The following is a 21,197-nucleotide window of genomic DNA, read 5'->3' on the forward strand; positions in this document are numbered from 1 at the left end:
GGTTCACGCACGTCTGGGTTTCCCAGGTTGGCCCACTCCAGGTCTAGAACGGCCCACCCCCGGAACATCATCCCGATGTTCCCGGCGTCCAGGACGGATGCCGCACAGGACCGCACACGGCAGGAGCCGTAAGCGGAGTTCAATAGGAGGAGTGCAATGGCTCTCAATCTGTCCCAGAAGCAAGAAGTAGTCGCCGAGCTGGCAGACGTCGCCGCCAAGGCCCACTCCTTGATCGCAGCCGAATACGCTGGCACCACGGTCGCCCAGATGACCGCGATGCGCAAGCAGGCTCGTGAAACCGGTGTTTTCTTGAAGGTTGTCAAGAACACCCTGGCTTCGCGCGCCGTTGAAGGCACCGAGTTCGCAGTCGCCCAGGACCAGATGGTTGGTCCGCTGCTGTACGCGTTCTCGCTCGAGGAGCCCGGCGCTGCCGGTCGCCTGATCAAGGAAGCCGCCAAGGGCAACGACAAGCTGAAGGCTAAGGTCGTCGCCATCGGTGGCGAAGTGTTCCCGGCAAGCCACGTCGAAGTGCTGGCCTCGCTGCCGACCCGCGACCAGGCCCTGGCCATGCTGGCCCGCGTCCTGACCGAGCCGGTCACGATGTTTGCCCGCGCCATCAAGGCCGTTGGCGAGAAGCAGGGTGGTGGCGACGTCGCCGCCGACGCTGCCGAGCCGGCCGCCGAGACCGCCTGAGTTTCGACTTACCGTGGTTCCTGACGGAACCTCAACCCAGAAAATCATCCAAAGGTATTAATCATGTCCCTTACCAACGAACAGATCGTCGACGCCATCGCCGAGAAGTCCCTGATGGAAGTGATGGAGCTGGTCAAGGCCATCGAAGAGAAGTTCGGCGTCTCCGCCGCTGCTCCGGTTGCCGTGGCTGCTGCCGCTGGCCCGGCTGCTGCTGTTGAAGAGCAGACCGAGTTCACCGTCACCCTGAAGTCGGCCGGCGACAAGAAGGTCGAAGTCATCAAGGCCGTCCGCGCCATCACCGGCCTGGGCCTGAAGGAAGCGAAGGACCTGGCCGAAGCCGGTGGCGTCCTGAAGGAAGGCGCTTCGAAGGACGACGCCGAGAAGATGAAGAAGGACCTGGAAGCTGCTGGCGCGACTGTCGAAGTCAAGTAAGCAGTTACCTTGCATCGTCACCGATTCACGGCGATGCAGCCAAGGCTGGGGGCGTAAGCCCCCGGCCTTTGGTCGTTGTTGCAGTGTTGTAGATCCACGCCGTGCGTGGATGTGAAAAACAGCAGGAAAAAGCCCAACACGGGCTGCGGTCAGACCCCGGCCGGCCAGCGCAGCGCGCGGCAGCGGGGGAGTGGATGCAGACGAGTTGGCAGTTGGAAGTAGCGGGAGAAGGCGTGCTGGTGCCGGCAATACCAGCGACTTCCAACTGACAATTTCAAGTTCCCTTCGGATCGTGGGCGCACGATCCGCACAACAAGGTGGAAGACCTCATGACGTCCTATTCGTTCACCGAAAAAAAGCGTATCCGCAAGGATTTCGGCAAGCAGCGCTCGATTCTCGAAGTGCCGTTCCTGCTCGCCATCCAGGTGGATTCCTATCGTGAATTCCTGCAGGAAAACGTCGATCCGGCCAAGCGCACGGACCACGGCCTGCACGCTGCGCTGAAGTCGGTCTTCCCGATCGCCAGCTACAGCGGCAATGCCGCCCTGGAATACGTCGGCTACAAGCTGGGCGAACCGGTCTTCGACGAGCGTGAGTGCCGCCAGCGTGGCATGAGCTACGGCGCCCCGCTGCGCGTGACCGTGCGCCTGGTGATCTACGACCGTGAGTCGTCGACCAAGGCCATCAAGTACGTGAAGGAGCAGGAGGTCTATCTGGGCGAAATCCCGCTGATGACCGAGAACGGCACCTTCATCGTCAACGGCACCGAGCGCGTCATCGTCTCGCAGCTGCACCGCTCGCCGGGTGTGTTCTTCGACCACGACCGTGGCAAGACCCACAGCTCGGGCAAGCTGCTGTACAGCGCCCGCATCATTCCTTACCGCGGTTCCTGGCTGGACTTCGAGTTCGACCCGAAGGACGCGCTGTTCACCCGTATCGACCGCCGCCGCAAGCTGCCGGTGTCGATCCTGCTGCGCGCGCTTGGCTACAGCAACGAAGAGATGCTGGCCGAGTTCTTCGAGATCAACACCTTCCACATCAACCCGGATGAAGGCGTCCAGCTGGAGCTGGTGCCGGAGCGCCTGCGTGGCGAAACCCTGGGCTTTGACCTCGCCGACGGCGACAAGGTCATCGTGGAAGCCGGCAAGCGCATCACCGCGCGCCACATCAAGCAGCTGGAAGCCTCGGGCATCGCCGCCCTGGCCGTGCCGGACGACTACATCGTCGGCCGCATCCTGTCGCACGACGTGGTCGACGCCTCGACCGGCGAACTGCTGGCCCAGGCCAATGACGAGATCACCGACGAGCAGCTGCAGGCCTTCCGCAAGGCTGGCGTGGATGCCGTGGGCACCCTGTGGGTGAACGATCTGGATCGTGGCCCGTACCTGTCCAACACCCTGCGCATCGACCCGACCAAGACCCAGCTGGAAGCCCTGGTCGAGATCTACCGCATGATGCGTCCGGGCGAGCCGCCGACCAAGGATGCCGCGCAGAACCTGTTCCACAACCTGTTCTTCACCTTCGAGCGCTACGACCTGTCCGCGGTCGGCCGCATGAAGTTCAACCGTCGCGTGGGCCGCAAGGAAACCACCGGCGAAGCCGTGCTGTACGACCGCAAGTACTACGGTGAGCGCAACGACGAAGAGTCCAAGCGCCTGGTCGCCGCCCATGGCGACAGCTCCGACATCCTGGACGTGATCAAGGTCCTGACCGAGATCCGCAACGGTCGCGGCGTGGTCGACGATATCGACCACCTGGGCAACCGTCGCGTGCGTTCGGTCGGTGAAATGGCCGAGAACGTGTTCCGCGTGGGCCTGGTCCGCGTCGAGCGCGCGGTCAAGGAGCGCCTGTCGATGGCCGAGTCGGAAGGCCTGACTCCGCAGGAACTGATCAACGCCAAGCCGGTCGCCGCTGCCATCAAGGAGTTCTTCGGCTCCTCGCAGCTGTCGCAGTTCATGGACCAGAACAACCCGCTGTCGGAAGTGACCCACAAGCGTCGCGTCTCGGCCCTGGGCCCGGGCGGCCTGACCCGTGAGCGCGCCGGCTTCGAAGTGCGTGACGTGCACCCGACCCATTACGGCCGCGTCTGCACCATCGAAACCCCGGAAGGCCCGAACATCGGCCTGATCAACTCGCTGGCCGTGTACGCCCGCACCAACCAGTACGGTTTCCTTGAGACCCCGTACCGCAAGGTCGTGGACGGCAAGGTCTATGACGAAGTCGAGTTCCTGTCGGCGATCGAAGAAAACGAGTACGTCATTGCGCAGGCCAACGCCCTGACCAATGCCGACAGCATGCTGACCGAGCAGTTCGTTCCGTGCCGCTTCCAGGGCGAATCGCTGCTGAAGCCGCCGGCAGAAGTCCACTTCATGGACGTCTCGCCGATGCAGACCGTGTCGATCGCGGCCGCGCTGGTTCCGTTCCTGGAGCACGATGACGCCAACCGCGCACTGATGGGCGCCAACATGCAGCGTCAGGCCGTGCCGACCCTGCGTGCGCAGAAGCCGCTGGTCGGTACCGGCATCGAGCGCGCCGTGGCCCGTGACTCCGGTGTGACCGTGAACGCCCGTCGTGGTGGCGAGATCGTGCAGATCGACGCCGCCCGCATCGTGGTCAAGGTCAACGAGGAAGAGATCGTTGGCGCCACCGACGCAGGCGTGGACATCTACAACCTGGTCAAGTACACCCGTTCGAACCAGAACACCTGCATCAACCAGCGTCCGCTGGTCCAGGTGGGTGACGTCATCGCCCGCGGCGACGTGCTGGCCGACGGTCCGTCCACCGACATCGGCGAACTGGCCCTGGGCCAGAACATGCTGATCGCGTTCATGCCGTGGAACGGCTACAACTTCGAAGACTCCATCCTGCTCTCCGAGCGCGTGGTGGAAGAGGATCGTTACACCACGATCCACATCGAAGAGCTGACCTGCGTTGCGCGTGACACCAAGCTGGGGCCGGAGGAAATCTCCGCCGACATCCCGAACGTCTCCGAGCAGGCGCTGAACCGCCTGGACGAGAGCGGCGTGGTGTACATCGGTGCCGAAGTCCGCGCCGGCGACATCATGGTCGGCAAGGTCACCCCGAAGGGCGAAAGCCAGCTGACCCCGGAAGAGAAGCTGCTGCGCGCGATCTTCGGCGAGAAGGCTTCGGACGTTAAGGACAGCTCGCTGCGCGTTCCGCCGGGCATGGACGGCACCGTCATCGACGTGCAGGTCTTCACCCGCGACGGCATCGAGAAGGACAAGCGCGCCCGCCAGATCGAAGAGTCTGAAATCAAGCGCGTCAAGAAGGACTTCGACGACCAGTTCCGCATCCTGGAAGCGGCCATCTACATGCGTCTGCGTTCGCAGATCGTGGGCAAGGTGGTCAACGGTGGCGCTGGCCTGAAGAAGGGTGACGTGATCACCGACGCCTTCCTGGATGGCCTGAAGAAGGCTGACTGGTTCGCTCTGCGCATGAAGGACGAGGACGCTTCGGAAGCCATCGAGCGCGCGCAGAAGCAGATCCAGGCGCACGAGAAGGAATTCGAGCGTCGCTTCGCCGACAAGCGCGGCAAGATCACCGCCGGCGACGACCTCGCCCCGGGCGTGCTGAAGATGGTCAAGGTGTTCCTGGCCGTGAAGCGCCGCATCCAGCCGGGCGACAAGATGGCAGGCCGCCACGGCAACAAGGGTGTGGTCTCCAACGTGGTGCCGGTCGAGGACATGCCGTACATGGCCTCGGGCGAGACCGTGGACATCGTGCTGAACCCGCTGGGCGTGCCGTCGCGTATGAACATCGGCCAGATCCTGGAAGTGCACCTGGGCTGGGCCGCCAAGGGCCTGGGTCGCAAGATCCAGGCGATGATGGAGGCCCAAGCCGCCGTTGCCGACCTGCGCAAGTTCCTGGACGACATCTACAACCACGACGACACCAACGTGGCCAACCGTGTCGACCTGTCGCAGTTCAGCGACGAGGAACTGCTGCGTCTGGCCCGCAACCTGACCGACGGCGTGCCGATGGCCACTCCGGTGTTCGACGGCGCCACCGAAGCGGAAATCAAGCGCATGCTGGAACTGGCCGACCTGCCGAGCAGTGGCCAGACCCAGCTGTACGACGGCCGCACCGGTGAAGCGTTCGATCGCCACACCACCGTGGGTTACATGCACTACCTGAAGCTGAACCACCTGGTCGACGACAAGATGCACGCCCGTTCGACCGGTCCGTACTCGCTCGTCACCCAGCAGCCGCTGGGCGGCAAGGCGCAGTTCGGCGGCCAGCGCTTCGGTGAAATGGAAGTCTGGGCGCTGGAAGCCTACGGCGCGGCCTACACCCTGCAGGAAATGCTGACGGTGAAGTCCGATGACGTGCAGGGCCGCAACCAGATGTACAAGAACATCGTCGACGGTGAGCACGAGATGGTCGCGGGCATGCCGGAATCCTTCAACGTGCTCGTGAAGGAAATCCGCTCGCTGGCTATCAACATGGAACTGGAAGACAACTGATCCATGCCGGCGCGGCGGTCCGCCGCCGCGCCGCTGGCAGTGAACTGAAAGCCCATCGACACAGCATTCCTCCTTCTGGAGAACACCATGAAAGACCTGCTCAACCTCTTCAACCAGCAGCGCCAGACGCTGGACTTCGACGCGATCAAGATCGCGCTGGCTTCGCCGGACCTGATCCGTTCGTGGTCCTTCGGCGAAGTGAAGAAGCCGGAAACCATCAACTACCGTACCTTCAAGCCGGAACGCGACGGCCTGTTCTGCGCCGCCATCTTCGGCCCGGTGAAGGACTACGAGTGCCTGTGCGGCAAGTACAAGCGCATGAAGCACCGCGGCGTGGTCTGCGAAAAGTGCGGCACCGAAGTGACCCTGGCCAAGGTGCGTCGCGAGCGCATGGGCCACATCGACCTGGCCTCGCCGGTCGCGCACATCTGGTTCCTGAAGTCGCTGCCGTCGCGCATCGGCCTGATGCTGGACATGACCCTGCGCGACATCGAGCGCGTGCTGTACTTCGAAGCCTACGTGGTGACCGAGCCGGGCCTGACCGCCCTGGAACGCCGCCAGCTGCTGACCGAAGAACAGTACCTGCAGGCCCGCCAGGAGCACGGTGACGACTTCGACGCCGCCATGGGCGCCGAGGCCGTGTACGAACTGCTGCGCACCATCGACCTGCAGTCGGAAATGACCCGCCTGCGCGAGGAAATCGCCGCTACCGGTTCGGAAACCAAGCTCAAGCGCCTCACCAAGCGCATCAAGCTGATCGAAGCCTTCCTGGAATCGGGCAACCGTCCGGAATGGATGGTCATGACCGTGCTGCCGGTGCTGCCGCCGGACCTGCGTCCGCTGGTCCCGCTGGATGGCGGCCGCTTCGCGACCTCCGACCTGAACGACCTGTACCGCCGCGTCATCAACCGCAACAACCGCCTGCGCCGCCTGCTCGAACTGAGCGCGCCGGACATCATCGTGCGCAATGAAAAGCGCATGCTGCAGGAATCGGTCGATGCGCTGCTGGACAACGGCCGTCGTGGCCGTGCCATCACCGGCACCAACAAGCGCCCGCTGAAGTCGCTGGCCGACATGATCAAGGGCAAGCAGGGTCGCTTCCGCCAGAACCTGCTCGGCAAGCGCGTCGACTACTCGGGCCGTTCGGTCATCGTGGTCGGTCCGTACCTGCGCCTGCACCAGTGCGGCCTGCCGAAGAAGATGGCGCTCGAGCTGTTCAAGCCGTTCGTCTTCGCCAAGCTGCAGCGTCGTGGCCTGGCCACCACCATCAAGGCTGCCAAGAAGCTGGTCGAGCGCGAAGAAGCCGAAGTCTGGGACATCCTGGAAGAGGTCATCCGCGAGCATCCGGTGATGCTGAACCGTGCGCCGACCCTGCACCGTCTGGGCATCCAGGCGTTCGAGCCGGTGCTGATCGAAGGCAAGGCCATCCAGCTGCATCCGCTGGTCTGCACCGCGTTCAACGCCGACTTCGACGGTGACCAGATGGCCGTCCACGTGCCGCTCTCGCTGGAAGCCCAGCTGGAAGCGCGTGCGCTGATGATGTCCACCAACAACATCCTGTCGCCGGCCAACGGCGAGCCGATCATTGTGCCGTCGCAGGACGTCGTGCTGGGTCTGTACTACATGACCCGCTCGCTGGAAAACAAGAAGGGCGAGGGCATGGCCTTCGCCAACATCGCCGAAGTCAAGCGTGCCTATGACAACCGCGTGGTGGAACTGCACGCCAAGGTCAAGGTCCGCATCACCGAGGTGGTGACCGACGAAGACGGCAACAAGCAGAACAAGACCTCGATCGTGGACACCACGATCGGTCGCGCCCTGCTGGCTGAAATCCTGCCGGAAGGCCTGCCGTTCGCGCTGGCCAATGTTGAGCTGACCAAGAAGAACATCAGCCGCCTGATCAACTCCAGCTACCGCCAGCTGGGCCTGAAGGACACGGTCGTGTTCGCCGACAAGCTGATGTACACCGGCTTCGCCTATGCGACCCGCGCCGGCGTCTCCATCGGCATCGACGACATGCTGATCCCGGACGAGAAGAAGGGCATCCTCACCGAGGCCGAAGCCGAAGTGCTGGAAATCCAGGAGCAGTACCAGTCGGGCCTGGTCACCGCCGGCGAGCGCTACAACAAGGTGGTCGACATCTGGTCGCGCACCAACGAGCGCATCGCCAAGGCGATGATGGACACCATCGGTACCGAGAAGGTGGTCAACGCCAAGGGTGAGACCATCGACCAGAAGTCGATGAACTCGCTGTACATCATGGCCGACTCCGGTGCGCGTGGTTCGCAGGCGCAGATCCGTCAGCTGGCCGGCATGCGCGGCCTGATGGCCCGTCCGGATGGCTCGATCATCGAGACGCCCATCAAGGCGAACTTCCGCGAAGGCCTGAACGTGCAGGAGTACTTCAACTCCACCCACGGTGCCCGTAAGGGTCTGGCCGATACCGCGCTGAAGACCGCGAACTCGGGTTACCTGACCCGTCGTCTGGTCGACGTCGCGCAGGACGTGGTGATCACCGAGGTGGATTGCGGTACCACCGAAGGCCTGATCATGACCCCGATCGTGGAAGGCGGCGACGTGGTCGAGCCGCTGAAGGACCGCGTGCTGGGTCGCGTGGTTGCCGAGGACGTGTTCCTGCCGGGCAACGACGAAGATCCGATCGTCACCCGCAACACCCTGCTGGACGAAGCCTGGGTTGCCAAGCTGGAAGATGCCGGCGTGCAGACCATCAAGGTCCGCTCGACCATCTCCTGCGAATCGGCCTTCGGTGTCTGCTCGCGCTGCTACGGCCGCGATCTGGCCCGTGGTCACCTGGTCAACATCGGTGAAGCGGTCGGCGTCATCGCCGCCCAGTCCATCGGTGAGCCGGGTACCCAGCTGACCATGCGTACGTTCCACATCGGTGGTGCGGCGTCGCGAGCTGCTGCGGTCGACAACATCACCGTCAAGACCACCGGCTCGGTCAAGTTCAGCAACCTCAAGTCCGTCGAGCATGCCAACGGCTCGCTGGTGGCAGTGTCGCGCTCGGGCGAAATCTCGGTGCTCGATGCCCACGGCCGTGAGCGTGAGCGTTACAAGCTGCCGTACGGTGCGACCATCACGTCCAAGGACGGTGATGCGATCAAGGCGGGCCAGACCGTGGCCAACTGGGATCCGCATAACCACCCGATCGTGTCGGAAGTGGCCGGCTTCATCCGCTTCATCGACTTCGTCGACGGCATCACCGTCATCGAGAAGACCGACGAGCTGACCGGCCTTGCTTCGCGCGAAATCACCGATCCGAAGCGTCGTGGTACCCAGGCCAAGGATCTGCGCCCGATCGTGCGCATCGTCGACGCCAAGGGCAACGACCTGTCGATTCCGGGCACCGACCTGCCGGCGCAGTACCTGCTGCCGCCGCGTTCGATCGTCAACCTGCAGGACGGCGCTGCCGTCGGCGTGGGTGACGTGGTCGCCAAGATTCCGCAGGAAGCGTCGAAGACCCGCGACATCACCGGTGGTCTGCCGCGCGTGGCCGATCTGTTCGAAGCGCGCAAGCCGAAGGATCCGGCGGTGCTGGCCGAGCGTTCGGGCATCATCAGCTTCGGCAAGGACACCAAGGGCAAGCAGCGCCTGATCATCAAGGACACCGATGGTTCGGAGCACGAAGAGCTGATTCCGAAGTACCGCCAGGTCATCGTGTTCGAAGGCGAGCATGTCACCAAGGGTGAAACCATCGTGGACGGCGAGCCGAGCCCGCAGGACATCCTGCGCCTGCTGGGTGTCGAACCGTTGGCGGCCTACCTGGTGAAGGAAATCCAGGACGTGTACCGCCTGCAGGGCGTGAAGATCAACGACAAGCACATCGAGGTGATCACCCGCCAGATGCTGCGCAAGGTCGAGATCACCGACCAGGGCAGCAGCAAGTTCCTGAACGGCGAGCAGGTGGAGCGTCAGCGCGTTATCGAGGAGAATGCGCGCCTGTCGACCCGCAACGAGCTGCCGGCGCACTTCGATCCGGTCCTGCTGGGTATCACCAAGGCCTCGCTGGCGACCGAATCGTTCATCTCGGCCGCGTCGTTCCAGGAAACCACCCGCGTGCTGACCGAAGCGGCCGTCCGCGGTACCAAGGACAACCTGCGCGGTCTGAAGGAAAACGTGATCGTGGGCCGCCTGATCCCGGCCGGTACCGGTCTGTCGTACCACAGCAGCCGCCGCCGCGGCGCTTCGGGTCTGACCGACTCGGAGATGCAGGCCCTGACCGGCACCCCGGCTGCAGTCGAGGCTCCGGCCGTTGAAGCTGAAGCTGAACAGGCGTCCGGCGAAGAATGAGGTATCCGGTCCGGCCGCAAGGCCGGACCACCCCGTCGGTTCATCGACGGGTAGGGAAAGGGCAGGGGAGGTCGTCCGCGATCGCCCCGGCCAACCTGAACGGGGTACATGGAGGCCCCCCAGTAACGTTCCAGGATCAGGAACGGGCTTGACAGGAGGCGTTTGACTGCTTTCCTGACGGGTTGCTACAATCGTCTGTCTCAGCAGGCCAGAATTTTGGCCTGCTTTAACATTTCCGCATCTCTGGTCGGATTTTCCGGCCACCAATCAGAAGAACCTACTGATGGCGACGATCAACCAGCTGGTCCGCAAGCCGCGGCAAGCGACCACCTACAAGAGTGCCTCGCCGGCGCTCGACAAGTGCCCGCAGCGCCGTGGCGTCTGCACCCGTGTCTACACCACCACTCCGAAGAAGCCGAACTCGGCTCTGCGCAAGGTTGCCAAGGTCCGCCTGACCAACCAGGAAGAAGTGATTTCCTACATCGGTGGTGAAGGCCACAACCTGCAGGAGCACTCCGTGGTCCTGATCCGCGGCGGTCGCGTCAAGGACCTGCCGGGTGTGCGTTACCACACCGTTCGTGGCTCGCTCGACGCCGCCGGCGTTGCCAAGCGTCGCCAGGCCCGTTCCAAGTACGGCGCCAAGCGTCCGAAGGCATAAGGAGAGAGCACTATGTCGCGTAAGGGTAATACTCCGCAGCGTTCCGTCCTGCCCGATCCGAAGCACGGAAGCGAAACCATCGCCCGCTTCATCAACATGGTCATGCAGAGCGGCAAGAAGTCCGTCGCCGAAAAGATCGTGTACGGCGCCATGGACGTGATCACCGAGAAGAACAGCAGCGCCAACGCCATTGAGCTGGTGCAGAAGGCTCTGGACAACGTCGCTCCGGCGGTCGAAGTCAAGTCGCGCCGCGTCGGTGGTGCCACCTACCAGGTGCCGGTCGAAGTGCGTTCGTCGCGCAAGATGGCTCTGGCCATGCGCTGGCTGATCGACTCCGCGCGCAAGCGTGGTGAGAACACCATGCCGAAGAAGCTGGCTGCTGAACTGATCGACGCCTCGGAAAACCGTGGCGGCGCCATCAAGAAGCGCGAAGAAACCCACCGCATGGCCGAAGCCAACAAGGCATTCGCCCACTACCGCTGGTGAGTTTGACGGCCTTGTAAAACAGGCAGGGCAGCACCACTTCGGTGCGTGCTGCCTCGCGGTCCCAGAAGGGCTGCGCCAATCCGAAGGCCGCCGAAAGGCGGCGTTCGGCCATCCGAAATCCAAGAAATCTGAGAGGCTCCCGTGGCCCGTTCCACTCCCATCGAGCGTTACCGTAACTTCGGCATCATGGCTCACATCGATGCCGGCAAGACCACCACGTCCGAGCGCATCCTGTTCTACACCGGCAAGAGCCACAAGATCGGTGAAGTGCACGACGGCGCCGCCACCATGGACTGGATGGAGCAGGAGCAGGAGCGTGGCATCACGATCCAGTCCGCTGCCACCACCGCGTTCTGGAAGGGCATGGACAAGTCCCTGCCGGAGCACCGCTTCAACATCATCGACACCCCCGGGCACGTCGACTTCACCATCGAAGTGGAGCGCTCGCTTCGCGTGCTCGACGGTGCCGTCTTCGTCCTGTGCGCCGTCGGTGGCGTGCAGCCGCAGTCGGAAACCGTGTGGCGCCAGGCCAACAAGTACCACGTGCCGCGCATCGCGTTCGTCAACAAGATGGACCGCACCGGTGCCAACTTCCAGAAGGTCGTCGGCCAGCTGAAGGCCAAGCTGGGCGCGGTTGCCGTGCCGATGCAGCTGCCGATCGGCGCTGAAGACAACTTCAAGGGCGTTGTCGACCTGCTGAAGATGAAGGCCATCCATTGGGATGAGGCTTCGCAGGGCATGAAGTTCGAGTACGGTGAAATCCCGGCCGAACTGCAGGGCCCGGCTGAAGAGGCTCGCCAGTTCATGGTCGAGACCGCTGCCGAAGCCAGCGAAGAGCTGATGGAAAAGTACCTGGGCGGCGAAGAGCTGGCCGAGGCTGAAATCATCAATGCGCTGCGTACTCGCACCCTGGCCACTGAAATCGTGCCGATGTACTGCGGCTCGGCCTTCAAGAACAAGGGCGTGCAGGCCATGCTGGACGGCGTGATCCAGCTGCTGCCGTCGCCGGTCGACGTGCCGGACGTGAAGGGCGTGGACGTTGACGACGACACCGTCGAAATGACCCGCAAGTCGGACGACAAGGCTCCGTTCTCGTCGCTGGCCTTCAAGATCATCACCGACCCGTTCGTCGGCGCGCTGACCTTCTTCCGTGTCTACTCGGGCACCCTGAACGGTGGCGACACCGTGCTGAACTCGGTGAAGGGCAAGAAGGAGCGCATCGGCCGCATCCTGCAGATGCACTCGAACAACCGCGAGGAAATCAAGGAAGTTCTGGCCGGTGACATCGCCGCTGCCGTGGGCCTGAAGGACACCACCACCGGTGACACCCTGTGCGCCGTGGACGCCCCGATCATCCTGGAGCGCATGACGTTCCCGGAGCCGGTGATCTCGATGGCCGTCGAGCCGAAGACCAAGTCGGACCAGGAAAAGATGGGTCTGGCCCTGGGCCGTCTGGCGCAGGAAGATCCGTCGTTCCGCGTCAAGACCGACGAAGAATCCGGCCAGACCATCATCTCGGGCATGGGCGAGCTGCACCTGGACATCATCGTCGACCGCCTGAAGCGCGAGTTCAACGTTGAAGCCAACGTCGGCGCGCCGCAGGTGGCCTACCGCGAAACCATCACCCTGGCCGACGTCAAGTCGGACTACAAGCACGCCAAGCAGTCCGGTGGTAAGGGTCAGTACGGTCACGTCGTGATCGAGCTGTCGCCGATCACCGCTGAAGATCGTGCCGATCCGAAGATCGCTCCGATGATCAAGGACGACTTCCTGTTCATCAACGACATCACCGGCGGCGTGATCCCGAAGGAATTCATTCCGTCGGTTGAAAAGGGCCTGCGCGAAACCATCACCAGCGGCCCGCTGGCTGGCTTCCCGGTCGTGGACGTCAAGGTGAAGCTGGTGTTCGGTTCGTACCACGACGTCGACTCCTCGGAAATGGCGTTCAAGCTGGCTTCGTCGATGGCCTTCAAGCAGGGCTTCGCCAAGGCCAAGCCGGTGCTGCTGGAGCCGATCATGAAGGTCGAGATCGTGACCCCGGAGGATTACCAGGGTGACGTGATGGGCGACGTCAGCCGTCGTCGCGGCGTGCTGCAGGGTTCCGACACCACCGGTGACGGTTCGGCCAGCATCATCAACGCGATGATCCCGCTGGGTGAAATGTTCGGCTACGCCACTGCGCTGCGTTCGCAGACCCAGGGCCGCGCCACCTTCACCATGGAATTCGATCACTACGAGCCGGCGCCGACCAACATCGCCGAAGCCGTCATGAAGAAGGGCTGAGCCTCGCTCAGCCTCTCTTGAAACCACTTACGAACAATCAAGGTATAGAACAATGGCAAAGGGTAAGTTCGAGCGCACCAAGCCGCACGTCAACGTCGGCACCATCGGTCACGTCGATCACGGCAAGACCACGCTGACCGCTGCACTGACCAAGATCGGTGCCGAGCGCTTCGGTGGCGAGTTCAAGGATTACTCCTCGATCGACGCCGCTCCGGAAGAAAAGGCTCGTGGTATCACGATCTCGACCGCGCACGTCGAATACGAATCCCCGGTCCGTCACTACGCCCACGTCGATTGCCCGGGCCACGCTGACTACGTCAAGAACATGATCACCGGTGCCGCCCAGATGGACGGCGCGATCCTGGTGTGCTCGGCCGCTGACGGCCCGATGCCGCAGACCCGCGAGCACATCCTGCTGTCGCGTCAGGTCGGCGTGCCGTACATCGTCGTGTTCCTTAACAAGGCCGACATGGTTGACGACGCCGAGCTGCTCGAGCTGGTCGAGATGGAAGTGCGCGAGCTGCTGAGCAAGTACGACTTCCCGGGCGACGACACCCCGATCATCGCCGGTTCGGCCCGTCTGGCGCTGGAAGGCGACCAGAGCGACATCGGTGTGCCGGCCATCCTGAAGCTGGTCGACGCCCTGGACAGCTGGATTCCGGAGCCGGAGCGCGCGATCGACAAGCCGTTCCTGATGCCGGTGGAAGACGTGTTCTCGATCTCGGGCCGCGGCACCGTGGTGACCGGTCGTATCGAGCGCGGCGTGATCAAGGTTGGCGACGAAATCGAAATCGTCGGCATCCGTCCGGTGCAGAAGACCACCGTGACCGGCGTTGAAATGTTCCGCAAGCTGCTGGACCAGGGTCAGGCAGGCGACAACGCTGGCCTGCTGCTGCGCGGCACCAAGCGTGACGACGTCGAGCGTGGCCAGGTCCTGGCCAAGCCGGGTTCGATCAAGCCGCACACCAAGTTCGAAGGCGAAGTCTACGTCCTGTCGAAGGACGAGGGCGGCCGTCACACCCCGTTCTTCAACGGCTACCGTCCGCAGTTCTACTTCCGCACCACCGACATCACCGGCGCAGCTGCACTGCCGGAAGGCGTCGAAATGGTGATGCCGGGTGACAACGTCAAGATGGTCGTCACCCTGATCAACCCGGTGGCAATGGACGAAGGCCTGCGCTTCGCCATCCGCGAAGGCGGCCGTACCGTCGGCGCCGGCGTGGTCTCGAAGATCATCGAGTAATCTGGTAGTATCTGCGCCCCGATGTTGCCTGGGTAGGGCATCGGGGCGTATCAAATGGGAAAGCAGGCACAGGATGTGCCTTGTGTTCCCCGGACCAGGAAGGGTCAATGCCATTCAGGCGGCGTCAACAGGCGACTGTTGACAGCTGCCTTGCGTGCCATTATGCTTCCACGTCTGGGCAGGCCTGGGAACGGGTCTGCCTACGTTTTTGAGGTCTATGGAGTGACCTTGTCGGCCTGCAGGAGTGTGGGCCGTCCGTATTCAGGAATTTCATGGGACAAAGCAACCCAGAGGCTTTGTCTGTCGCTCTTTTAACGAAGGAACCTACCGCCATGGCGGACCAAAAGATCCGGATCCGGCTGAAAGCGTTCGATCATCGTCTGATCGACCGTTCGGCCAGCGAGATCGTTGAAACGGCAAAGCGGACCGGCGCGCAAGTGCGTGGCCCGATCCCGCTGCCGACCAAGATCGAGCGTTACACCGTTCTCGTTTCCCCGCACGTCGACAAGGACGCGCGTGACCAGTACGAGACCCGCACGCACAAGCGCGTGCTCGATATCGTTGACCCGAATGACAAGACCGTGGACGCGCTGATGAAGCTCGAACTGGCTGCCGGCGTCGACGTTCAGATCAAGCTGACCTGAGGACTACGACCATGACGAAGAAGTATTCGTTGGGCTTCGTGGGCCGCAAGGCCGGCATGAGCCGCGTGTTCACTGAAGATGGCCGCTCCATCCCGGTGACCCTGATCGAAGCAACCCCGAACCGCATCGCGCAGATCAAGACCGTCGAAACCGACGGCTACAGCGCCGTGCAGGTGACCGTCGGCGCGCGTCGCGCTGCTCTGGTCAACAAGCCGGAAGCCGGCCACTTCGCCAAGGCGAAGGTGGAAGCGGGTCGTGGCCTGTGGGAATTCCGCGTTGAAGACGCGCAGCTCGGCGATTTCGCCGTTGGCGGCGAAGTCAAGGCGGACATCTTCGAAGTCGGCCAGATCGTCGACGTTCAGGGTGTCACCAAGGGTAAGGGCTTCCAGGGCACCATCAAGCGCCACAACTTCCGTATGGGCGATGCAACCCACGGTAACTCGCTGTCGCATCGCGCGCCGGGTTCGCTGGGTCAGCGCCAGACCCCGGGTCGCGTTTTCCCGGGCAAGAAGATGTCGGGCCACATGGGCGCGGTGCAGCAGAGCACCCAGAACCTGGAAGTGGTCAAGGTCGACGTCGAGCGCGGTCTGATCGCCGTTCGCGGCGCCGTTCCGGGCGCGGCGGGTGGCGACGTGATCGTCCGTCCGGCGAGCAAGGCATAAGGAGAGATGACGATGGAACTCGTTATCACGGGTAGCAACAACAAGGTCTCGGTCTCCGACGCCGTGTTCGGTCGCGATTTCAGCGAAGATCTGGTCCACCAGGTCGTCGTTGCCTACCGCAACGCCGGTCGCGCCGGCACCAAGGCACAGAAGACTCGCTCCGAAGTGGCTGGTACCACCAAGAAGTCGAAGAAGCAGAAGGGCGGCGGCGCGCGTCATGGCGCACTGACGGCTCCGATCTTCGTCGGCGGCGGTGTCACCTTCGCGGCCAAGCCGCGCAGCTTCGAGCAGAAGGTCAATCGTAAGCAGTACCGTGCCGCCATGTGCGCGATCCTGTCCGAGCTGAACCGTCAGGGCCGTCTGACCATCGTGGAGTCCTTCGACGTCGAAGTGACCAACACGAAGGGTCTGATCGCCAAGCTGGCCGGCCTGGAAGTGGGCAAGCGCCCGCTGATCGTCACCGAAGAAGCGTCCGAGCACCTGTACCTGTCCGCCCGCAATCTGCCGTACGTGCAGGTGCGTGACGTCCAGGGTCTGGATCCGGTCTCGCTGGTGGGTGCCGACACGGTCGTCATCACCGCTGACGCGGTCAAGAAGGTCGAGGAGTGGCTGGCATGAACAGCAACGAAAAAATCTTCAGCGTGCTGCGTGCCCCGCGTGTCTCCGAAAAGACCGCGCGCCTGCAGGAACTCTCCAACCAGTATGTCTTCGAAGTTTCGAACGAAGCCACCAAGGCCGATGTAAAGGCCGCGGTTGAGCAGCTGTTCGACGTCAAGGTCGAAGCCGTCAACGTGGTCAACGTCAAGGGCAAGAACAAGTCCTTCCGTAACCGTGCTGGCCGCCGCGGCGATTGGCGCAAGGCGTACGTTCGCCTGGCCGATGGCCAGTCGATCGATGTAACGGCCAAGGCCTGAGGTACATCCCATGCCATTGATGAAATTCAAGCCCACTTCCCCCGGCCGCCGTTCGGCCGTGCGCGTGGTCACTCCCGACCTGCACAAGGGTGCTCCGCACGCTGCGCTGGTCGAGTCGCAGAGCCGCTCGGGTGGTCGTAACCACCATGGCCGCATCACCGTGCGTCACGTCGGTGGTGGTGCCAAGCAGCACTACCGCATCATCGACTTCAAGCGCAACAAGCTGGGCATCCCGGCGCGCGTGGAACGCATCGAATACGATCCGAACCGCACCGCGCACATCGCTCTGCTGTGCTACGTCGACGGTGAGCGTCGCTACATCATCGCCCCGAAGGGCCTGAAGGCTGGTGATCAGGTGATCGCTGGTTCGGATGCCCCGATCAAGGCCGGCAACACCCTGCCGCTGCGCAACATCCCGGTCGGCACCACCATCCACTGCATCGAACTGAAGCCGGGCAAGGGCGCTCAGATCGCTCGCGCCGCGGGTGCGGCCGTGCAGCTGGTGGCTCGTGAAGGCATCTACGCCACCCTGCGCCTGCGCTCGGGTGAAATGCGTAAGGTTCCGGTCGAGTGCTGCGCCACCATCGGCGAAGTCGGCAACGACGAGCACAGCCTGGAAAAGCTGGGCAAGGCCGGTGCCAAGCGTTGGCGCGGCGTCCGCCCGACCGTTCGTGGTGCTGCCATGAACCCGGTTGACCACCCGCACGGTGGTGGTGAGGCGAAGGCCGGCCAGGGTAATCCGCATCCGGTCACCCCGTGGGGTGTCCCGACCAAGGGTTACAAGACGCGCCATAACAAGCGCACTCAGCAGTTCATCGTCCGCGATCGTAGGGGCTAATCGACCATGGCACGTTCACTCAAGAAGGGCCCGTTCGTCGATCACCACCTCGTCAAGAAGGTGGAGGCCGCTGCGGGCAGCAAGAAGCCGATCAAGACCTGGTCGCGCCGTTCGATGATCCTGCCTGACATGGTAGGCGTCACCATTGCCGTGCATAACGGCAAGAACCACATCCCGGTTCTCGTCAACGAGAACATGGTCGGCCACAAGCTCGGCGAATTTGCCATCACCCGGACCTTCAAGGGTCACGGTGGTGACAAGAAGTCGGGCAAGTAAGGAGAGATGACAATGGAAGCGAAAGCCATCCTGCGCACTGCGCGCATCTCCCCGCAGAAGGCTCGTCTGGTCGCTGACCAGGTGCGCGGTCTGCCGGCCGAGCGTGCGGTCAACCTGCTGAAGTTCTCGGACAAGAAGGCTGCCCACCTGATCAAGAAGGTGGTGGAGTCGGCTATTGCAAATGCCGAAAACAACCAGGGCGCCGACGTCGACGAGCTGAAGGTTCAGACCATCATGGTTGATGAAGGTCCGACCCTGAAGCGTTTCATGGCGCGGGCGAAAGGCCGCGGTACCCGCATCCTCAAGCGCACCAGCCACATCACTGTGGTTGTGGGCGCCGCCAAGTAAGCGGATAAGGAAAAGACCATGGGTCATAAAGTTCATCCGATTGGTATCCGCCTCGGCATTTCCAAGGACTGGAACTCCAAGTGGTACGCCAACAAGGCCGAGTTCGCTGGTTACCTGGCAGCCGACCTGAAAGTGCGCGACATGCTGCGCAAGAAGCTGGCTCAGGCCGGCATCAGCAAGATCCTGATCGAGCGTCCGGCCAAGACCGCTCGCGTGACGATCCACACCGCCCGTCCGGGCGTGGTGATCGGCAAGCGCGGTGAGGACATCGAGAAGCTGCGCAAGGAAGTGAGCGAAATGATGGGCGTCCCGGCGCACATCAACGTCACCGAAGTGCGCAAGCCGGAACTGGACGCGCAGCTCGTTGCCGAGTCGATCGCCCAGCAGCTGGAGCGTCGCATCATGTTCCGCCGTGCAATGAAGCGCTCGGTCGGCAACGCGATGCGCCTGGGTGCCCTGGGCATCAAGGTCAACGTTGGTGGCCGCCTCAACGGTGCAGAAATCGCCCGTTCGGAGTGGTACCGCGAAGGCCGCGTGCCGCTGCACACCCTGCGTGCCGACATCGACTATGGCTTCGCTGAAGCCAAGACGACCTACGGCATCATCGGCATCAAGGTCTGGATCTACAAGGGCGAGGTCTTCGATTTCTCCCAGGTTGGCCAGGAAAAGCAGGACGACACCCCGTCGCGCAACGATCGTCACGATCGCGGCGACCGTGGTGACCGTCAGCGCCCGGCCCGTGAAGCGAGGTAACGACAATGTTGCAACCCAAGCGAACCAAGTACCGCAAGGTACACAAGGGCCGTAACGATGGCCTGAGCTGGAGCGCCAACGCTGTCAGCTTCGGCGAATACGGCCTGAAGGCAACCGCACACGGTCAGCTGACCGCGCGTCAGATCGAAGCGGCCCGCCGCTCGATCAGCCGCTACGTCAAGCGCGGCGGCAAGATGTGGATCCGCGTGTTCCCCGACAAGCCCATCACCAAGAAGCCCATCGAAGTCCGAATGGGTTCTGGTAAGGGTAACGTGGAATACTGGGTGGCCCAGATCCAGCCCGGCCGCATGATCTATGAAATCGAGGGTGTTTCCGAGGAAGTGGCTCGCGAGGCGTTCCGCCTGGCCGCCGCCAAGCTCTCGGTCACCACCACTTTCGTGACCCGTACGGTGCGCTGATGGATATCAAAACTCTCCGTGAAAAGTCGGCTGACGAACTCAAGGCCCACCTGATCGACCTGCGTAAGGAACAGTTCTCTGTCCGTATGCAGCAGGTCACCGGCCAGCTGCCGAAGACCCACGACATTCGCCGGGTCCGTCGCGAGATTGCTCGCGTCAAGACCCTGCTCGGCAGCACGAAGTAAGGATGGCCGCTATGAGCGACAATACTGAAAAGAAGACGCTGCGCACGGTCGAAGGCCGTGTCGTCAGCAACAAGATGGACAAGACGGTTACCGTCCTGGTTGAGCGTCAGGTCAAGCACGCGTTGTACGGCAAGTACATCAAGCGCTCGACGAAGCTGCACGCCCACGATGCCGACAACGCCTGCAAGGAAGGCGATGTCGTCCGCGTGACCGAGATTGCTCCGATGTCCAAGACCAAGAACTGGCGCGTGGTGGAAGTCATCACGCGTGCGGCTGAATAAGGAGTCTGAATCATGATCCAGATGCAGAGCTACCTTGACGTCGCGGACAATTCGGGTGCCAAGCAGGTGATGTGCTTCAAGGTGCTGGGTGGTTCCAAGCGCCGTTACGCCGGCATCGGCGACATCATCAAGGTCACCGTGAAGGATGCGATTCCGCGCGGCAAGGTCAAGAAGGGTGAAGTGTATGACGCCGTCGTGGTGCGTACCCGCAAGGGTGTGCGTCGCGCCGACGGTTCGCTGATCCGCTTCGACGGCAACGCGGCCGTCCTGCTGAACAACAAGCAGGAGCCGATCGGTACCCGTATCTTCGGGCCGGTGACCCGTGAACTTCGTTCGGAGAAGTTCATGAAGATCGTCTCGCTCGCTCCCGAAGTGCTGTGAGCGACAGGAGATAATCATGGCTAACCGTATCAAGAAGGGCGACCAGGTTGTCGTCAACGCTGGCAAGGACAAGGGCAAGCAGGGCGAAGTCGTCCGCGTCGACGGCGACCGTGTGGTCGTCGCCAACGTGAACATCGTCAAGCGCCACACCAAGCCGAACCCGCAGGCAGGTGTTGCCGGCGGCGTGGTCGAGCGCGAAGCTTCGATCCATATCTCCAACGTGAATGTTCTGAACCCGGCTTCGGGCAAGGGCGAACGCGTTGGCTTCAAGGTGCTGGAGGATGGACGCAAACTGCGTGTGTTCCGCTCCAGCGGTGAGGCGCTCGACGCCTGAGGAATGAGAAGATGAGTTCCCGTCTCGAAAAGTTCTACAAGGACGAAGTGGTGCCGGCGCTGATGAAGCAGTTCGGCTACACCAATCCGATGGAAGTGCCGAAGCTGGTCAAGGTCACCCTGAACATGGGTGTCGGCGAAGCGGCCACCAACAAGAAGATCCTGGAAAACGCCGTCGGCGACATGACCAAGATTTCCGGCCAGAAGCCGGTTGTCACCAAGTCGCGTGTGTCGGTTGCGTCGTTCAAGATCCGTGATGGTTGGCCGATCGGCTGCAAGACCACGCTGCGTCGCCACAAGATGTACGAGTTCCTGGATCGCCTGATCAACATCTCGCTGCCGCGCGTGCGCGACTTCCGTGGTGTTTCCGGTCGTTCCTTCGACGGCCGCGGCAACTTCAACATGGGTGTGAAGGAGCAGATCATCTTCCCGGAAATCGACTTCGACGCCGTCGACGCGATCCGCGGTATGGATATCGCCATCACCACCACTGCGAAGACCGATGCGGAAGCGAAGGCGCTGCTGGCAGCGTTCAAGTTCCCGTTCCGTAACTGATCTGTCGAGGAAACCGAA

At 62.8% G+C, this 21,197-nt stretch carries 22 protein-coding genes; all 22 read left to right on the plus strand.

Going from position 1 to position 21,197, the window contains the following annotated elements; all coding sequences use genetic code 11:
* Nucleotides 1-156: 156 nt before the first annotated feature.
* The 22 genes from rplJ to rplE all read left to right on the plus strand — a co-directional run bounded on the left by rplJ (nt 157) and on the right by rplE (nt 21,179).
* A complete protein-coding gene (rplJ, locus tag G5A07_RS14135; RefSeq protein WP_010480377.1) occupies nt 157-693 on the plus strand; it encodes a 50S ribosomal protein L10 in 537 nt (178 codons plus the stop codon).
* Between the two features lie 63 nt (nt 694-756).
* Complete coding sequence (gene rplL, locus G5A07_RS14140; protein WP_010480374.1) at nt 757-1,125, plus strand: 50S ribosomal protein L7/L12; 369 nt, start codon at nt 757-759, stop codon at nt 1,123-1,125.
* A gap of 329 nt (nt 1,126-1,454) precedes the next feature.
* Nucleotides 1,455-5,609 carry a DNA-directed RNA polymerase subunit beta gene (gene rpoB / locus G5A07_RS14145; protein ID WP_100447780.1) on the plus strand — a complete coding sequence of 1,385 codons (4,155 nt, stop codon included), beginning with the start codon at nt 1,455-1,457 and terminating at the stop codon, nt 5,607-5,609.
* An 87-nt stretch (nt 5,610-5,696) separates the two neighbouring features.
* Nucleotides 5,697-9,920 carry a DNA-directed RNA polymerase subunit beta' gene (gene rpoC, locus G5A07_RS14150; RefSeq protein ID WP_010480372.1) on the plus strand — a complete coding sequence of 1,408 codons (4,224 nt, stop codon included), beginning with the start codon at nt 5,697-5,699 and terminating at the stop codon, nt 9,918-9,920.
* Between the two features lie 283 nt (nt 9,921-10,203).
* Nucleotides 10,204-10,578, plus strand: a complete 375-nt coding sequence (rpsL, locus tag G5A07_RS14155; RefSeq protein WP_004145320.1) for a 30S ribosomal protein S12 — start codon at nt 10,204-10,206, stop codon at nt 10,576-10,578.
* A 12-nt stretch (nt 10,579-10,590) separates the two neighbouring features.
* Nucleotides 10,591-11,064 carry a 30S ribosomal protein S7 gene (gene rpsG, locus G5A07_RS14160; RefSeq protein WP_004145321.1) on the plus strand — a complete coding sequence of 158 codons (474 nt, stop codon included), beginning with the start codon at nt 10,591-10,593 and terminating at the stop codon, nt 11,062-11,064.
* A gap of 141 nt (nt 11,065-11,205) precedes the next feature.
* The gene (gene fusA / locus G5A07_RS14165) at nt 11,206-13,347 is read left to right on the plus strand and encodes an elongation factor G (RefSeq protein ID WP_010480354.1); all 2,142 of its coding nucleotides are present in this window, start codon (nt 11,206-11,208) and stop codon (nt 13,345-13,347) included.
* 52 nt (nt 13,348-13,399) lie between these two features.
* Nucleotides 13,400-14,590, plus strand: coding sequence for an elongation factor Tu (tuf, locus tag G5A07_RS14170; RefSeq protein WP_004154360.1), 1,191 nt, complete (start codon nt 13,400-13,402; stop codon nt 14,588-14,590).
* 332 nt (nt 14,591-14,922) lie between these two features.
* Complete coding sequence (gene rpsJ, locus G5A07_RS14175; protein ID WP_005408208.1) at nt 14,923-15,234, plus strand: 30S ribosomal protein S10; 312 nt, start codon at nt 14,923-14,925, stop codon at nt 15,232-15,234.
* Nucleotides 15,235-15,245: 11 nt separating this feature from the next.
* Nucleotides 15,246-15,896, plus strand: a complete 651-nt coding sequence (rplC, locus tag G5A07_RS14180; protein ID WP_004145336.1) for a 50S ribosomal protein L3 — start codon at nt 15,246-15,248, stop codon at nt 15,894-15,896.
* 12 nt (nt 15,897-15,908) lie between these two features.
* Nucleotides 15,909-16,514, plus strand: coding sequence for a 50S ribosomal protein L4 (gene rplD / locus G5A07_RS14185; protein ID WP_004145337.1), 606 nt, complete (start codon nt 15,909-15,911; stop codon nt 16,512-16,514).
* Nucleotides 16,511-16,810, plus strand: coding sequence for a 50S ribosomal protein L23 (rplW, locus tag G5A07_RS14190; RefSeq protein WP_004145338.1), 300 nt, complete (start codon nt 16,511-16,513; stop codon nt 16,808-16,810). The genes rplD and rplW overlap by 4 nt, the downstream gene beginning before the upstream one ends.
* A gap of 10 nt (nt 16,811-16,820) precedes the next feature.
* Complete coding sequence (gene rplB, locus G5A07_RS14195; RefSeq protein WP_004145339.1) at nt 16,821-17,648, plus strand: 50S ribosomal protein L2; 828 nt, start codon at nt 16,821-16,823, stop codon at nt 17,646-17,648.
* A gap of 6 nt (nt 17,649-17,654) precedes the next feature.
* Entirely contained in the window at nt 17,655-17,924 is a 270-nt protein-coding gene (rpsS, locus tag G5A07_RS14200; protein WP_004154485.1) for a 30S ribosomal protein S19, read from the plus strand.
* A 12-nt stretch (nt 17,925-17,936) separates the two neighbouring features.
* Nucleotides 17,937-18,272 carry a 50S ribosomal protein L22 gene (rplV, locus tag G5A07_RS14205; RefSeq protein WP_004145348.1) on the plus strand — a complete coding sequence of 112 codons (336 nt, stop codon included), beginning with the start codon at nt 17,937-17,939 and terminating at the stop codon, nt 18,270-18,272.
* Nucleotides 18,273-18,290: 18 nt separating this feature from the next.
* Nucleotides 18,291-19,025 (plus strand): 30S ribosomal protein S3, encoded by a 735-nt coding sequence (gene rpsC, locus G5A07_RS14210; protein WP_005415414.1) that lies wholly within the window; start codon nt 18,291-18,293, stop codon nt 19,023-19,025.
* Nucleotides 19,026-19,030: 5 nt separating this feature from the next.
* A complete protein-coding gene (rplP, locus tag G5A07_RS14215; protein WP_004154486.1) occupies nt 19,031-19,444 on the plus strand; it encodes a 50S ribosomal protein L16 in 414 nt (137 codons plus the stop codon).
* Nucleotides 19,444-19,629, plus strand: coding sequence for a 50S ribosomal protein L29 (rpmC, locus tag G5A07_RS14220; RefSeq protein ID WP_004154487.1), 186 nt, complete (start codon nt 19,444-19,446; stop codon nt 19,627-19,629). The genes rplP and rpmC overlap by 1 nt, the downstream gene beginning before the upstream one ends.
* 11 nt (nt 19,630-19,640) lie before the next feature.
* The gene (rpsQ, locus tag G5A07_RS14225; RefSeq protein ID WP_004154489.1) at nt 19,641-19,910 is read left to right on the plus strand and encodes a 30S ribosomal protein S17; all 270 of its coding nucleotides are present in this window, start codon (nt 19,641-19,643) and stop codon (nt 19,908-19,910) included.
* Between the two features lie 12 nt (nt 19,911-19,922).
* Nucleotides 19,923-20,291, plus strand: coding sequence for a 50S ribosomal protein L14 (gene rplN, locus G5A07_RS14230; RefSeq protein ID WP_010483978.1), 369 nt, complete (start codon nt 19,923-19,925; stop codon nt 20,289-20,291).
* Between the two features lie 16 nt (nt 20,292-20,307).
* Entirely contained in the window at nt 20,308-20,625 is a 318-nt protein-coding gene (gene rplX, locus G5A07_RS14235; RefSeq protein ID WP_004154490.1) for a 50S ribosomal protein L24, read from the plus strand.
* Between the two features lie 11 nt (nt 20,626-20,636).
* A complete protein-coding gene (gene rplE / locus G5A07_RS14240; RefSeq protein WP_004154491.1) occupies nt 20,637-21,179 on the plus strand; it encodes a 50S ribosomal protein L5 in 543 nt (180 codons plus the stop codon).
* The last annotated feature ends 18 nt before the right edge of the window (nt 21,180-21,197 follow it).

Source organism: Stenotrophomonas sp. AS012628, assembly GCF_010608305.1.
GTDB lineage: Bacteria > Pseudomonadota > Gammaproteobacteria > Xanthomonadales > Xanthomonadaceae > Stenotrophomonas > Stenotrophomonas geniculata.